The organism is Corticimicrobacter sp., assembly GCF_040137905.1.
Classification (GTDB): domain Bacteria; phylum Pseudomonadota; class Gammaproteobacteria; order Burkholderiales; family Burkholderiaceae_B; genus Corticimicrobacter.
This window is the reverse complement of record NZ_JBEFDG010000082.1, coordinates 23,401-38,042: the sequence shown is the minus strand read 5'-3', so window position 1 is coordinate 38,042 and position 14,642 is coordinate 23,401. Positions and strand designations below refer to the sequence as shown.

Below are 14,642 nucleotides of genomic sequence, written 5' to 3'. Positions count from 1 at the left end.
CGGCAGTCGCTGGTCAATGCCCTGACGACACATTGGCCGCGTCGCCTGGCAGAGTCGTGGCTGGCTGCGACGGGTATGCCGGAGCACGCAGGCCGTCGCCTGGCCGACCTGTCTGATGCCACGCTGCGCCAGGCAGGCAGGCAGGCCCAGGGCTGGCAGCTCGTGCCATCTGGTACGGCAGGTTACAAAAAGGCCGAGGTGATGCGCGGTGGCGTGGATACGCGCGGCATCGACCAGAAAACCATGCAGGCCCGCAACGTCCCGGGACTGTTCTTCATTGGCGAGGCGCTGGACATGACTGGCTGGCTGGGAGGCTACAACTTCCAGTGGGCCTGGTCGTCGGCCGTGGCCTGCGGGCGTGCGTTGTAGGTGCTATTGCCTCTGCATGCCGGCAGGCAAGTGGCTGTTCGTATCGTGCTGGCCGACATACAGACAGGCGTACTTGCCTATCAGGCTGGATATTGATTTTCATTATTGAGAATTAATCGATGTTCTGATAAGGATATGCTTTGTTTTCTATCCCGGACGGGGGATAATCATTCGTTCGCTGATTGCGTTTTCCATTCATCAAATCGGAGATTTCACATGGCCTATACCTTGCCCGCACTGCCCTATGCCTACGACGCACTGGATCCCCACGTCGATGCGCAAACCATGGAAATTCACCACACCAAGCATCACCAGACCTACATCAACAATCTCAATGCCGCGCTCGAAGGCGCCGGCGTGTCGGCTGACCAGCCCGTTGATCAACTGATCGCCCACCTGGACAAACTGCCTGAAGGCATCCGCACCGCCGTGCGCAACAACGGTGGTGGCCATGCCAACCACACGCTGTTCTGGACCGTGATGGGCCCCAACGGTGGTGGCCAGCCCACGGCCGAACTGGCGCGTGCGGTCGATGCCGACCTGGGCGGTTTCGATGCCTTCAAGGATGCCTTTACCAAGGCTGCGCTGACTCGCTTCGGCAGCGGCTGGGCCTGGCTGAGCGTCAATGCACAGGGCAAGCTGGTGGTTGAAAGCACTGCCAACCAGGACAGCCCCCTGCAGGGCGGCAATACCCCGGTGCTGGGCCTGGATGTGTGGGAACATGCCTATTACCTCAAGTACCAGAACCGTCGTCCCGACTACATTGCCGCTTTCTACAGCGTGATCAACTGGGACGAAGTCACCCGCCGTTTCCTGGCCGCCAAGGCTGCCTGAGCGAGGTGCCGGCATGAATCTGCCCGAGGATCGTCGCTACGCCGCCACGCATGAATGGATTCTGCCCGAAGGCGAGGTCTGTCGGGTCGGGATCAGTGATCCCGCACAGGACCAGCTGGGCGACCTCGTATTCGTGGGCGAGGTCAAGGTGGGGGCACGACTGGGGGCTGGCGATGTGGCCGGTGTCGTCGAGTCGGTGAAGGCGGCTTCCGATATCCATGCACCGATCAGCGGTGAGATCGTTGCCTTCAACGATGCGCTGGGAGCAGAGCCGGAGCAGGTCAATGCCGCGCCCTACGAGGCCTGGATATTCAAGATCCGGCCCGACCGGCCTGCCGACATCGACAGTCTGCTCGATGCCAAGGCCTATGGGGCCTCTGTCTAGGTAGATAGCACATCCAGGATTTCGGGCCGGTAGCCGCAAGGCACCGGCCCGAGTTGTATGGGAAGCTTGCGCGTCTCATTGAGGTGGAAAGGCTTCTATCGTTGCCCGCACTTCACTCAAGGCCGGACCCAGCTTTTCGAAGGGCATGGAGGCCAGCGCCAGTCGCAGCGCATGCGGTGCGTGGTGTGTCGTGGCATAGGCTTCGGCCTTGGAGACGGCAATGTTCCGGGTTGCCAGTGCCGTGGCGATTCTGTCCATGCGCAGGCCTTCGGGCAGTCGCAGCCATAGGAAAGGGGCTGCGGGATGGGCGGTCATGTCCATGCCGTCCAGTATGTTCCTGGCCAGCGCCTGCCGCTTGCTCCATTCATTGCGCAAGTCAGTCTCCTGGCGCAGGACGGTGCCACTATCCAGCCAGCGGACAGCCATGGCCGACACGATGCCCGGCAAGCTCCAGCAGGCGGCGCGTATCGTGGCCCTGATCCGGGTAGCACAGCGATCGGGCACGACCATGAATCCAAAGCGCAGTCCACTGGCCAGGCTCTTGGAGAGGCTGGATACATGGATTGTCCTTTCCGGTGCCAGGCTTGCCAGTGCAGGAGGTGGCCGGGCTTCCAGGTAGGCGTATGCTGCATCCTCCAGCAGCCAGCAGTCATGCCGTCGCGCAATATCGACCAGTTGCAGGCGTTGTGTATGCGACAGTACCCAGCCGAGGGGGTTGTGCAGGGTAGGCATGGCGTGGATCATGCCTACCCGGTGTTGCCTGCACAGTCGATCGAGGGTTGCCAGATCCGGCCCGTCCGGCAGGCTGGGAATAGGCATGACCTCGAGGTGCTGTGCCGCAGCGAGCATCCGTAATCCCGGGTAGGTCAAGGCGTCGGCGGCCAGCCGGTCGTGAGGTGCGAGCAGGGCTGCTGCAGCAATGTATAACCCCTGCTGGGCACCATTGACGAGGAAGATCCGTTCAGGGGAGGCCTCGATGTTGCGCGCCTGGGCCAGGAACGCCGAGACACTGGCACGTTCCCTCATGCGTCCACCCGGTGGTGGCTGGCGCAGCAGACTGGCGGGATCTCCGGCTGCGGCCAGTTCACGCAGCATGGCGCGCAGCAATGCGGCCTGTTCCGGATGATCTGGATGGTTGAAGGACAGGTCAAGAGCCGAGGCATTCAGGCGTGCTTCGTCGCTGCTGTCCCAGTCGCGTTGCCGGGCATGATCCCTGACGAAAGTGCCGCGTCCAGTTTCGCCGATGACCAGCCCCATTTCTCCGAGGCGGGCATAGATTTTGCTGGCAGATGCCAGGGCCAGTCCGTGCCGGGCCGCCAGTTGTCTGTGCGTTGGCAATTGCGTTCCGGGCGGCAGGTGGCCTTCGCGGATGCGGGTGGCCAGTGCTTCGATCAGGGCGGCGACGGAATGACGAGGCATGCGACGTGTACGCAGGACAATTTTTTGATTGTCATAGTCTACGTCATTATGCTGGCCTGACCCGATATCAAAAGGAGACCTCTATGACTCGGACAGGAACACACTTGCCGGTGCTTGAATATCTGCAGAGAGCGGTGGCCGGTCGCTTGATGCCGGAGGATGCTACCCATATGCAGTATCCGACGGCGATCTCACAGTTGCTGGGATTCAGTATCGTGGTGGTCGATGAAGGCACGGCGACGATTGCGTTCGACGCCGACGCCGCGCTTCATGGCAACCAGCAGGGGACGGTGCATGGCGGGATGCTGTGCGAGCTGGCGGACGCGGCCATCGGGACTGCGCACTCGACTCTGATGGCCGAAGGCGAAAGTTTCGCCAGCATCGATCTGAAAGCGACGTTTTTGCGCCCGGTCTGGCGTGGGCGTCTGTTGGCGCATGCCCGGATCGAGCACCGCGGACGCACCGTAAGTCACTATCGCTGCGATATCCTGCGTGAAGATGGCAAACAGGTTGCGAGTGTTGCTAGTGCGGTCATGACGCTGCGGGGCGGGCAGGTGCACGGACATTCAGGAAGGACAAGCTAAACCGGCAAGCAGATCGATGTCTGTTGCCGAGCCTGTATGCTTGCGTGCCGGAAGCAGACCCGTCGCTTCCGGCATTCATGGGATCAATGTTGCTTGGTACCGAAGATGCGATCACCGGCATCACCCAGGCCGGGCAGGATATAACCGTTTTCATTGAGCTTGTCGTCAATGGAGGCCGCGTAGATGGTCACGTCGGGGTGCGCCGTGGTGACGCGTTCGATGCCTTCAGGCGCAGCCACCAGCACCAGGGCACGGATCTCGCGGCAGCCGGCGCGCTTGAGCAGGTCGATGGTGGCGACCATGGAGCCACCCGTGGCCAGCATGGGATCGATGACCAGCGCTAGGCGCTGGTCCAGTTCACCGACCAGTCGTTCCATGTAGGTCTGGGCTTCGAGGGTTTCCTCGTTGCGGGCGATGCCGACCACGCTGACACGGGCACCGGGAATCAGCGTGAGCACGCCGTCGAGCATGCCGATGCCGGCTCGCAGGATGGGCACGACCGTGACTTTCTTGCCGGAGAGCTTTTCGACCTCGACATCGCCGGCCCAGCCCCGGATGGTCACGGGTTCGAGCGGCAGGTCCTTTACGGCTTCGTAGGTCAGCAGTGCGCCGACCTCCTGTGACAGTTCACGAAAGCTTTTTGTGCTGAGATCGGCACGGCGCATCAGGCCGAGCTTGTGGCGGACGAGGGGATGGCGGATTTCGTGAATGGGCATGGCGAGGTCTGGTGCAACAAGGCTGGCAGGGTCAATGGCATGTCCGGGTCGGAGCCGGCTGCCGATGGTGGCATTTTACATGCCCGCCAGGGCCGGGGGCGCGGAAGGCCGGCCCCGGCGGAACAGGGAAAGGGCTACATGCCCGAGTAGACCGGACCCTCGCCGCCCTGCGGCGCGACCCAGACGATATTCTGGGTAGGGTCCTTGATGTCACAGGTCTTGCAGTGCACGCAGTTCTGGGCATTGATCTGCAGCCGTTCCGCGCCATCCTCCCCGGCGACGAATTCATAGACCCCGGCAGGGCAGTAGCGGGCCTCCGGGCCGGCATAGCGGGCCAGGTTGATGTCGACCGGAACCGCCGGGTTCTTGAGCGTGAGGTGGATGGGCTGGTTTTCTTCGTGGTTGGTGTTCGAGAGAAAGACCGAGCTCAGCCGATCGAACGTCAGCACGCCGTCGGGCTTGGGATACTCGATCGGGGGGCATTCCGCCGCCGGCCGCAGACAGGCGTGGTCGGGTTTGGTGCGATGCAGGGTCCACGGGATGTTTCCGCGCAGCAGCAATTGCTCTACACCCGTCATCAGCGTGGCGATGGTGCGGCCCTTCTTGAACCACTGCTTGAAGTTGCGTGCCTTGTGCAGTTCCGAATGCAGCCAGGATTGCTGGAAAGCGGCCGGGTAGGCTGCCAGGTCGTCATGGCTGCGATCAGCCGTGAGCGCGTCAAAGGCAGCCTCGGCAGCCATCATGCCGGACTTGATGGCTGCGTGGCTGCCCTTGATGCGGGAAACATTCATGAACCCGGCTTCGCAGCCGACCAGTGCACCGCCCGGGAAGACCAGCTTCGGCAACGACAGCAGGCCGCCGGCAGTCAGCGCCCGTGCGCCGTAGGCAATGCGGCGACCCCCTTCAAAGAAGGGGCGGATGGCCGGATGCGTCTTGTAGCGCTGGAATTCTTCGAAGGGGGATAGCCAGGGGTTGGCATAGTCCAGGCCGATGACCAGTCCGACCGCGACCAGGTTGTCCTTGAGGTGGTACAGGAAGGAGCCGCCATAGGTGTCGGTGTCGAGCGGCCAGCCTGCCGTGTGGACCACCAGGCCGGGCTGCGAGCGGGCAGGGTCGATTTCCCACAGTTCCTTGATGCCGATGCCATAGCTCTGCGGGTCGGCATCCTTGTCCAGTCCATAGCGCTCGATCAACTGGCGGCCCAGTTGGCCGCGCGCCCCTTCGGCAAAGATGGTGTAGCGGGCCAGCAGTTCCATGCCTGGCTGGTAGCCCGGCGTGTGGCTGCCGTCGCGGGCCACGCCCACATCGCCGGTGGCGACGCCGCGTACCTTGCCGTCGTCGGTATAGAGCACCTCACAGGCGGCAAAGCCGGGAAAGATATCGACGCCGAGTGCTTCGGCCTGCTCGCCCAGCCAGCGCACTACATCGCCCAGGCGGACGATGTAGTTGCCCCGGTTGTGAAAACAGGCGGGCAGCATCCAGTTGGGGGTGCTGCGTGCACCTGTCTGGCTCAGGAAAAGGAAGCGGTCTTCCGTGACTGGCGTGTCCAGCGGTGCGCCGGTTTCCTTCCAGTCAGGCAGCAGCTCCGTCAGGGCACCCGGATCCATCACGGCACCAGACAGGATGTGCGCACCCAGTTCGGCACCTTTTTCAAGTACACAGACGCTGATCTCGGCGTTGCGTTCGCCGGCCAGTTGCTTGAGGCGGATGGCCGTGGCCAGGCCACCTGGACCGCCACCGACGATGACGACATCGTATTCCATCGACTCGCGTTGAGACATATCCCGCTCTCCTAGAAATTTTCGCCATTGTATTGCACCGGCGCAACGGCTGGCTTCGCCATTGCCGAAGGGGGGATTCACGCAGGAGCCGGGAGCGAAACGGGACGTTTCAGGGATCGCCCAGGCAGGGCAAGCCGGTTATAATCCAAATTTCCTGTTCACGCCCGATTCAGACGGGCGTTTCCAAAGATGACCAAATACGTATTCGTGACTGGCGGTGTCGTGTCTTCCCTGGGCAAAGGGATCGCAGCCGCCTCACTGGCTGCCATCCTTGAGTCGCGTGGTCTGCAGGTGACCATGCTCAAGCTCGATCCCTACATCAACGTCGATCCGGGCACCATGAGCCCGTTCCAGCACGGCGAGGTCTTCGTGACCGAAGACGGTGCCGAGACCGATCTCGACCTGGGGCACTACGAGCGCTTCATCTCCACCAAGATGCGCCGCGCCAACAACTTCACCACTGGCCGGATCTATGAGTCGGTGCTGCGCAAGGAGCGCCGCGGCGACTATCTCGGCAAGACGGTGCAGGTGATCCCGCACATCACCAACGAGATCCAGGATTTCATCATGCGCGGTGCCGCCTCGGCCTGGGACGGCAAGGCGGATGTGGCCATCATCGAAATCGGCGGTACGGTGGGTGACATCGAGTCGCTGCCGTTCCTGGAGGCTGCACGTCAGATGGCGCTGCGCCTGGGGCGTGGCAATACGGCGTTCGTGCACCTGACCCTGGTGCCTTACATTCCGTCGGCAGGCGAGCTCAAGACCAAGCCGACCCAGCACTCCGTCAAGCACCTGCGCGAAATCGGCATCACGCCTGATGCGCTGTTGTGCCGGGCCGACCGCCGGATTCCGGAAGATGAGCGTGCCAAGATCTCGATGTTTTCGAACGTGCCGGCCGATGCCGTCATCTCGGTCTGGGATGTGGATTCGATCTACAAGATTCCTGCCATGCTGCACGACCAGAAGTTTGATGACCTGATCTGCGAAGCGCTCAATCTCAATCCGCCGGCTGCCGACCTGTCGATGTGGAACGATCTGGTCCATGCACAGGAAAACCCGGAGCGCGAAGTGCTGATCGGCATGGTAGGCAAGTATGTCGACCTGACCGAATCCTACAAGTCCCTGACCGAAGCGCTCAAGCATGCGGGTATTCATGCACGTGCCAAGGTCGTGATCGAGTATATCGATTCCGAAGATATCGAGGAGCGCGGCACCGATCAACTGGCCCATCTCGATGCCATCCTGGTGCCTGGCGGTTTCGGCAAGCGCGGTACCGAAGGCAAGATGGCCGCGATCCGCTATGCCCGCGAAAACAAGGTGCCCTATCTGGGCATCTGCCTGGGCATGCAACTGGCCGTGATCGAGTTCGCCCGCAACAAGGCCGGCCTGAGCGGTGCAAATAGCACCGAATTCGACCATGATACCCTGCATCCTGTCGTGGCACTGATCAACGAATGGACCGACCGTGAGGGTCGGGTCGAGCATCGCGATGCCGATTCCGACCTGGGCGGCACCATGCGCAAGGGGGCCCAGCGCTGCCCGGTCAAGCCGGATACGCGGGCCTTCCGCATCTACGGTCCCGAGGTCAATGAGCGCCATCGCCACCGGTACGAAGTCAACAACGTCTATGTGCCCAAGCTGGAAGCCGCAGGGCTGGTGATCAGCGCACGTACGCCGACCGAGAACCTGCCGGAAATCATGGAGCTGCCCGACCACCCCTGGTTCATGGGCGTGCAGTTCCATCCGGAATTCACGTCCACGCCGCGCGACGGGCATCCGCTGTTTTCCAGCTACCTGAATGCCGCGATCGAACTTCAGGCAGGCAAGGCGGCACGCGAGCGCGAAGCATCGCAGGACGTGTCCTGATTCATCCCTAGGAGCGGATATGCAACTGTGCGGTTTTCCGGTAGGCCTGGAACATCCCTTTTTCCTGATCGCCGGGCCGTGCGTGATCGAATCCCGGCAGATGGCGTTCGATACGGCGGGTGCGCTCAAGGAATTGTGCGCCTCGCTGGGCGTTCCATTCATCTACAAGAGCTCCTTCGACAAGGCCAATCGCAGTTCCGGGACATCGTATCGCGGTCCCGGCCAGGATGCCGGGCTGCAGATACTCGCCGATGTGCGTGCGGAACTGGGCGTGCCGGTGCTGACCGATGTGCATGACATCAACCAGGTTGCCGATGTCGCAGCCGTCGTCGATGTACTGCAGACGCCGGCCTTTCTTTGCCGGCAGACGGATTTCATCCGTGCCTGTGCGGCTACGCTCAAGCCGGTCAACATCAAGAAGGGCCAGTTCCTGGCACCGCATGACATGAAGCATGTCGCCGACAAGGCGCGCGCGGCAGCCATTGATGCTGGCGGCGACGGCAGCACCATCATGGTGTGTGAGCGTGGTGCCTCGTTTGGCTACAACAACCTGGTCTCGGACATGCGTTCGCTGGCCATCATGCGCGAGACCGACTGCCCGGTCGTGTTCGATGCCACCCACTCGGTGCAGTTGCCCGGTGGGCAGGGTACGTCATCCGGCGGGCAACGCGAGTTCGTGCCGGTGCTGGCGCGCGCAGCGGTCGCTGTCGGTGTGGCCGGCCTGTTCATGGAAACCCACCCGGATCCGGCCCAGGCGCTGTCCGACGGCCCCAATGCCGTGCCGCTGGCGCGCATGGGCGAACTGCTCGAATCCCTGGTGGCCCTGGATCGCATCGTCAAGCAGCGTCCGCTGCTGGAACAGAATTTCTAGTGCCGGATACGGTGCTGGACCCTGGATTAACTTTTTTGAGGAATGACTCCTATGAGCGCTATTGTTGACATCATCGGTCGCGAAATCCTGGATTCCCGCGGCAATCCCACGGTCGAGTGTGACGTGCTGCTTGAATCCGGTGCGATGGGCCGTGCCTCGGTGCCGTCCGGTGCCTCCACGGGCACCCGTGAAGCCGTCGAGTTGCGTGATGGTGACAAGGCGCGCTACCTCGGCAAGGGCGTGCTCACGGCGGTCGAAAACCTCAATACCGAAATTTCCGAAGCACTGATGGGCCTGGATGCCCAGGAGCAGACGTTCATCGACCGCACGCTGATCGAGCTTGATGGCACCGAAAACAAGGATCGCCTGGGTGCCAACGCCATCCTGGCCGTCAGCATGGCCGTGGCACGTGCCGCTGCCGACGAAGCAGGGCTGTCGCTGTACCGCTATTTCGGTGGCAGTGGTCCGGTCAGCATGCCGGTGCCCATGATGAACGTGATCAACGGTGGTGCGCATGCCAACAACACGCTCGACCTGCAGGAATTCATGATCCTGCCGGTGGGGGCCTCCAGCTTCCGCGAGGCGCTGCGCATGGGTGCCGAAGTATTCCATGCACTCAAGAAGCTGATCCATGACCAGGGTATGTCCACTGCCGTGGGTGACGAAGGTGGCTTTGCACCCAACGTGGCCAGCCACGAGGCGGCTATCCAACTGATTCTGACCGCCATCGAACGCGCAGGCTACGAAGCCGGTTCGCAGATTGCGCTGGGCCTGGATTGCGCCAGCTCCGAGTTCTACCGTGACGGCAAATACCATCTGGCGGGCGAGGGCGGCATCAGCCTGACCTCGCAGGAGTTCGCCAATCTGCTGGAAACCTGGGTCGACAAGTACCCGATCATCTCGATCGAAGATGGCATGGCCGAAAACGACTGGGACGGCTGGAAGCTGTTGACCGAGCAACTGGGTCGCAAGGTGCAACTGGTAGGGGACGACCTGTTCGTGACTAATACCCGCATCCTCAAGCAGGGCATCGAGCAGGGCGTGGCCAACTCCATCCTGATCAAGATCAACCAGATTGGCACGTTGTCAGAAACCTTCGCCGCCATCGAGATGGCCAAACGTGCTGGTTATACTGCCGTGGTCTCGCATCGCTCGGGCGAAACCGAGGATTCGACCATCGCCGATATCGCCGTGGCGACCAACGCCATGCAGATCAAGACCGGTTCGCTGTCGCGCTCGGATCGTATGGCCAAGTACAACCAGTTGCTGCGCATCGAGGAAGAACTGGCCGAAGTGGCCAGCTATCCCGGTCGCGAAGCGTTCTACAACCTGCGCTGATCCTATCCTCGGGACTGATCCATCTTGCGCCCCATCCTGCTCGTCCTGCTGACGCTGCTGCTGCTGATCCAGTATCCACTCTGGCTCGGCAATGGCAGCTGGACTCGGGTTTGGGTGCTGCGCGAGGATCTGGCTGCGCTGCAGCAGGTCAATGAAGGCCTGCGCCAGCGCAATGCAGCACTGACCGCCGAAGTCAGCGACCTGCAGGATGGTACGGAAGCGGCCGAAGAGCACGCCCGTATCGATCTGGGCATGCAAAACAAAAACGAGATATTCGTCCAGATTCTTCCCGGTGCAGCTTCGCCGGCCCCTTGATGGCCTGGGCTGGTGGCCAGCTCCGTCAAGTGGTACCTTTTTCAGTGCCGCAGCACAATGCAATGCCGCATAATGGCTCATCCATTCCGATAGGTGTGGCGGTACCCGTCTGTGCGGCTGTCCCGGTCGATGTCGTGGGGGCGGTCGTGCCAGCATTGGTGGGCGTGGTGGCAGGCCAGCGTGTCGGCACAACGGGGGAAGGAGGCGGTGTGCCTTGTTGGTCTGTTGACGATGCCGTGCCGTGTTCCGGCCAATGACGTGCATGCGATTGCATGCCGACCCGCACCTCGACGTGGATCGGCACGGCAGGCAGGCCGGGCAGCCAGGGGCGATGCGGGTAGTCCAGGGCCAGGTGCAGTGTGTTGGCCTCGAATATGGTCTGTCCGGAATGAGGGCCGCGCCCGTCCGGCCAGCCCTGCGCCAGGCGGGTATGGTGTTGTTCCTGCTGGTAATCATGTCGGATGACTGGTGTGTGCGCCTGGACTGGATCGTGCTGGCTGAAGTCGGCGTGGCTGTCTGATGAGGGCGATAGTACCTGTAGCTGCCACTGTGTTGCCGTTGCCATATGCTGGCGCAACGGCGTGGGCAGGCTGGCGAGAAAGGCAGCGCGAATGGTCTCTGGCGAGGCGGCGGCGGTGCTGCCTGCGCGCGCCGACTCATGCAGGGCGTGGCGCAGCAGCAGGCGCTGCTGGTGCCAGTGGGCGGTTTCGGCCACCAGCATGCCCATGCCCAGGAGCGGCAGGGCCGCCAGGGTGAATTCGAGCGTGCCGGCACCGCGATGGTGCGGTGGTGGGGAATGGGACATGATGGCGTGATCCTGCCGGAGAAAAGACCAGTCTGCCTGTTCCTGCGTGGGTTGTCGCCTGTCAGAAATGACAGCTCTTGCCTGTTTGTGCGATCCATGTGTGCGGCGATGTGTCGTCATGACACGACAGATGGGTGCAGACAAGGCAAGCCGGACGATTCGCGCTAAACTGCTGGCGGTGCCACGCAAGTCAAGTGCTGGATGCATGCAAATTTGCCTGCTCGTGCGTTGTATGAGCACGTTGCCCTGCAATATGGGCTGCACATGTGCTAGAATTAGCGGTTTTCTAACATTTTTTTAAGGAATTACCTATGGTGGTGATTCGCCTGTCCCGCGGCGGCTCGAAAAAGCGTCCTTTCTACAACGTTGTTGCAGCCGATTCGCGCAATCGTCGCGATGGCCGCTTCATTGAGCGTGTAGGCTTCTACAACCCGGTGGCCAACGAAGGCCAAGAGCGTCTGCGCATTGCGCTGGAGCGCCTGGAATACTGGAAGAGCAACGGCGCACAACTGTCGCCGGCCGTTGTCCGTCTGGTCAAAGAGCAAGCCGCTCAAGTTGCTGCCGCCTGAGATCGTTCAAGCAGGCAGCGGCGAGTCGGTGCCTGATGATCTGGTAGAGCTGGGCCGAATTCTTTCGGCCTACGGTGTGCGCGGCTGGCTCAAGATCGCGCCCCACTCGCAGCAGTTCGATAGCCTGCTCAAGGCAAAGACGTGGTGGATAGCGCCCTCGGCGCATGCTGCTGCGTCTGCTTGCACTCCTGTTGCCTACAAGGTGATGGCTGCACGAGGTCACAGCGCCAGCGTGGTTGCGCAACTTGAGGGTTGTGCGGACCGGGATGGTGCAGAGGCCCTGCGCGGTGCCACTGTGCATATTCCCCGCAGCGCCTTTCCGCAGCCTGCGGAGGGCGAGTATTACTGGGTCGACCTGATTGGCTGTGCCTTGTTCGGCCAGGACGATGCCGGGGCGGTCGTGCAGCTCGGCACCGTCGATGAGGTCATGGACAATGGTGCTCATTCCGTGCTCAAGGTCAGCAATGGCACATTGGTGCCTTTCGTCGATGCGCATGTGCTGGCCGTGGATATGGCAGCCAGGCGCATCGATACCAACTGGCCTGCCGACTTTTGAGTCCCGATCTGGCGGCTTGCCATGCGTTTTGATCTGATCACCCTGTTTCCTGCCATGTTCGATCCGATTCGTGATCTGGGCGTGACAGGGCGGGCGCACCGCCAGGGGATCTGGCAACTGCACCCCTGGAACCCGCGAGACTTCACGCAGGATGCCCATCGTACCGTGGACGATCGCCCTTATGGGGGCGGACCTGGCATGGTCATGATGGTCGAACCGTTGCATCAGGCTGTCGCGGCTGCCCGGCAAGCGCGCGCATCGATGCGGGGTAATGCGCCGGTCGTGCTGTTCACGCCTACGGGGCGTCGTTTCGATCAAGGCGTGGCGCAGTCCCTTTCCGAAGGGGAGGGGGCCATCCTGGTCTGCGGACGCTATGAAGGCATTGACCAGCGTTTCATTGACCGGGAAGTGGATATCGAGCTATCGCTGGGTGATTTTGTCCTGTCGGGCGGCGAAATTCCGGCCATGGCGCTGATGGATGCCGTGGTGCGGCTCTTGCCCGGTGTACTCAATGATGCAGACTCGGCACGCTTTGATTCGTTCAATGGGGCGTTGTCAGGTCTGCTGGATAGTCCGCACTACACGCGGCCTGAAATCCATGAGGGCGAGTCGGTGCCCGCCGAACTGCTGTCCGGTCATCACGCGCAGATTGCGCTCTGGCGACGCCGACAGTCGCTGACGCTGACAGCCGGGCGGCGTCCCGATCTGATCGAGCGTGCACGCAGCCAGGGTTGGCTGACCTCAGATGACGAGCGTTGGCTTGCTGGCCTGCCCGGCGGCAGGCGCTAGGTATCGACGATATGCCTAAGGGCGTATCAATCGCCCTGATCCTACCTTGATGTGTCCTGTTGCACGGTGCCGAACCGGATGCATATCCTGAATCCCTTGCCTTCCAGCCCTGTACTGCACTGAATATCTGCCTGGTGCCAGTGGGCGATCCGCTGTACCAGTGATAGGCCGATACCACTGCCGGGTACGGGTGTATTGGCCAGCCGGTAAAAACGCTCGAAGATGCGCTCATGTTCACTTTCGGGAATGCCGGGGCCATTGTCGGCGACGCTCAGTTCGACGCGCTGGTCAGGGGCCATGCGACAGATGACTTCGATCCGGCCTTGCTCCGGGGTATAACGCAATGCATTTTCCAGCAGATTGCGCAGCAGTACGCCCAGTGCATCCATGTGTCCGTTCACCAGGCAGGGCTCAAGCAACAGCGTAATGCGCTGTTGCTTGCGGCGGGCGCTCGACTCGAGGTCGCGGGCCACGACAGTGGCAATCTGGTGCAGCGGAACGTCAGTCTGGCAAGGGGCTTCGCAGGACTGGATGGTATCCAGGCGTGCCTGCGCCAGGAATTGCTCGGCCAGGCGGCTGGTGGTCTGCGCTGTGGCCAGCAGTTTTTGCAGCGCCTTTTCCGTGTCTTCGGGGTTGCGGCTGCGTGCCGCGATCTCGGCCTGCGTGCTCAGTGCAGCCAGCGGCGTGCGCAGTTCATGTGCCGTATCGGCGATGAAGTGGCGTTCCCGGTCGAGCGCGGTCTTGAGACGGCGCAGCAATTGGTTGACGGCTTCGATCAGCGGGCTGAGTTCGGTGGGCAGGCGGGTGGGGGGCAGCGGAGTCAGATCGAAAGGGTCGCGTGTCTGCAGGGTGGTGCGGATGCTGTCCACAGGCTTGAAGGAGCGGCGCACGACGATCCAGACAATCAGGATCTGCAGCAGCATGATCAACAGGGTGAAGATCAGCGACCCCTTGACCCAGTGCAGGTAATCCTTGCGCAGGAGATCGTGGGAGCGTGCCACCTGCACCTGGAAGCGATGTCCCTTGTCGGAAACGCTGTAGACCCGCCAGCCGCCGGAATCGGGCAGGTTGTGTACCGAGAAGCCGGTATGGAAGCTCGCATTCAGTGGGGTATCCGGTGCCGTGGTCGAGCGCAGCAACAGGCGACCCGTGCCGACTTCCCAGACCTGGAATGTGATCTGTTCCGCGGGCAGGGCACCCAGGTCGGCCGGGTCCACCAGTGGCATGGCCGAGGCATCGTCTGTGTAGAGGACGTCATGCGACAGCGTGGCCAGCATCTGCAGGCCGATGTCCTGGAGAATGGCGTCCCACTGGCTGCTTTGCGTGCGATTGAGCTGGACCGATTGATAGGCAAAACCGGCAATCCAGAACAGGAACAGCGTGAGGAACAGGCTGAGTGTCAGTCGCAGTCGCAACGAATGCATGGTGTCTCCAGTTGAAGCCTG

General features: G+C 62.0%; 16 protein-coding genes. 11 read left to right on the top strand and 5 right to left on the bottom strand.

The features are described from left to right. The 3 genes from ABN482_RS13930 to gcvH all read left to right on the top strand — a co-directional run. Window positions 1-369: NAD(P)/FAD-dependent oxidoreductase (locus tag ABN482_RS13930; protein ID WP_349504546.1), on the top strand; the 369-nt coding region annotated here is incomplete at its 5' end. 216 nt (window positions 370-585) lie between these two features. Beyond that, window positions 586-1,203 (top strand): superoxide dismutase, encoded by a 618-nt coding sequence (locus tag ABN482_RS13925; protein WP_349504545.1) that lies wholly within the window; start codon window positions 586-588, stop codon window positions 1,201-1,203. A 13-nt stretch (window positions 1,204-1,216) separates the two neighbouring features. Further along, on the top strand, window positions 1,217-1,588 hold the full coding sequence (gcvH, locus tag ABN482_RS13920) for a glycine cleavage system protein GcvH (protein ID WP_349504544.1): 372 nt from the start codon (window positions 1,217-1,219) through the stop codon (window positions 1,586-1,588). A gap of 75 nt (window positions 1,589-1,663) precedes the next feature. Here gcvH and ABN482_RS13915 read toward each other — a convergent pair whose 3' ends face one another. Further along, complete coding sequence (locus ABN482_RS13915; RefSeq protein WP_349504543.1) at window positions 1,664-3,007, bottom strand: aminotransferase-like domain-containing protein; 1,344 nt, start codon at window positions 3,005-3,007, stop codon at window positions 1,664-1,666. Between the two features lie 110 nt (window positions 3,008-3,117). On the opposite strand from ABN482_RS13915, the gene ABN482_RS13910 reads away from it, so the two are divergent. Then, a complete protein-coding gene (locus ABN482_RS13910; protein WP_349504550.1) occupies window positions 3,118-3,591 on the top strand; it encodes a PaaI family thioesterase in 474 nt (157 codons plus the stop codon). Between the two features lie 83 nt (window positions 3,592-3,674). Here ABN482_RS13910 and upp read toward each other — a convergent pair whose 3' ends face one another. Together upp and ABN482_RS13900 are read right to left on the bottom strand one after the other, a co-directional pair. Then, window positions 3,675-4,307: a uracil phosphoribosyltransferase gene (upp, locus tag ABN482_RS13905; protein WP_349504542.1), complete on the bottom strand. Its 633-nt coding sequence runs from the start codon at window positions 4,305-4,307 to the stop codon at window positions 3,675-3,677. Window positions 4,308-4,441: 134 nt separating this feature from the next. Beyond that, window positions 4,442-6,088, bottom strand: coding sequence for an electron transfer flavoprotein-ubiquinone oxidoreductase (locus ABN482_RS13900; protein WP_349504541.1), 1,647 nt, complete (start codon window positions 6,086-6,088; stop codon window positions 4,442-4,444). Window positions 6,089-6,277: 189 nt separating this feature from the next. Here ABN482_RS13900 and pyrG point away from each other — a divergent pair, with 189 nt between their 5' ends. The 4 genes from pyrG to ftsB are packed head-to-tail and all read left to right on the top strand — an operon-like array spanning window position 6,278 to window position 10,478. After that, entirely contained in the window at window positions 6,278-7,954 is a 1,677-nt protein-coding gene (gene pyrG, locus ABN482_RS13895; RefSeq protein ID WP_349504540.1) for a CTP synthase, read from the top strand. Between the two features lie 19 nt (window positions 7,955-7,973). Further along, window positions 7,974-8,825, top strand: coding sequence for a 3-deoxy-8-phosphooctulonate synthase (gene kdsA, locus ABN482_RS13890; RefSeq protein ID WP_349504539.1), 852 nt, complete (start codon window positions 7,974-7,976; stop codon window positions 8,823-8,825). 51 nt (window positions 8,826-8,876) lie between these two features. Further along, window positions 8,877-10,163: a phosphopyruvate hydratase gene (gene eno, locus ABN482_RS13885; protein WP_349504538.1), complete on the top strand. Its 1,287-nt coding sequence runs from the start codon at window positions 8,877-8,879 to the stop codon at window positions 10,161-10,163. 24 nt (window positions 10,164-10,187) lie between these two features. After that, on the top strand, window positions 10,188-10,478 hold the full coding sequence (ftsB, locus tag ABN482_RS13880) for a cell division protein FtsB (RefSeq protein ID WP_349504537.1): 291 nt from the start codon (window positions 10,188-10,190) through the stop codon (window positions 10,476-10,478). A gap of 25 nt (window positions 10,479-10,503) precedes the next feature. On the opposite strand, the gene ABN482_RS13875 is transcribed toward ftsB, so the two are convergent. Next, entirely contained in the window at window positions 10,504-11,283 is a 780-nt protein-coding gene (locus ABN482_RS13875) for a TadE/TadG family type IV pilus assembly protein (protein WP_349504536.1), read from the bottom strand. Between the two features lie 311 nt (window positions 11,284-11,594). Between ABN482_RS13875 and rpsP the strand changes: the two genes are divergently transcribed. From rpsP to trmD, 3 genes are read left to right on the top strand one after another with little or no spacing between them, the layout of a single operon-like run. Beyond that, complete coding sequence (rpsP, locus tag ABN482_RS13870) at window positions 11,595-11,852, top strand: 30S ribosomal protein S16 (protein WP_349504535.1); 258 nt, start codon at window positions 11,595-11,597, stop codon at window positions 11,850-11,852. 1 nt (window position 11,853) lies between these two features. Next, window positions 11,854-12,408 carry a ribosome maturation factor RimM gene (gene rimM / locus ABN482_RS13865; protein ID WP_349504549.1) on the top strand — a complete coding sequence of 185 codons (555 nt, stop codon included), beginning with the start codon at window positions 11,854-11,856 and terminating at the stop codon, window positions 12,406-12,408. A gap of 21 nt (window positions 12,409-12,429) precedes the next feature. Then, window positions 12,430-13,197, top strand: a complete 768-nt coding sequence (trmD, locus tag ABN482_RS13860) for a tRNA (guanosine(37)-N1)-methyltransferase TrmD (RefSeq protein ID WP_349504534.1) — start codon at window positions 12,430-12,432, stop codon at window positions 13,195-13,197. 41 nt (window positions 13,198-13,238) lie between these two features. Here the strand turns inward: trmD and ABN482_RS13855 are convergent, their stop codons facing one another. Beyond that, on the bottom strand, window positions 13,239-14,621 hold the full coding sequence (locus ABN482_RS13855; RefSeq protein ID WP_349504533.1) for an ATP-binding protein: 1,383 nt from the start codon (window positions 14,619-14,621) through the stop codon (window positions 13,239-13,241). Window positions 14,622-14,642: the final 21 nt, after the last annotated feature.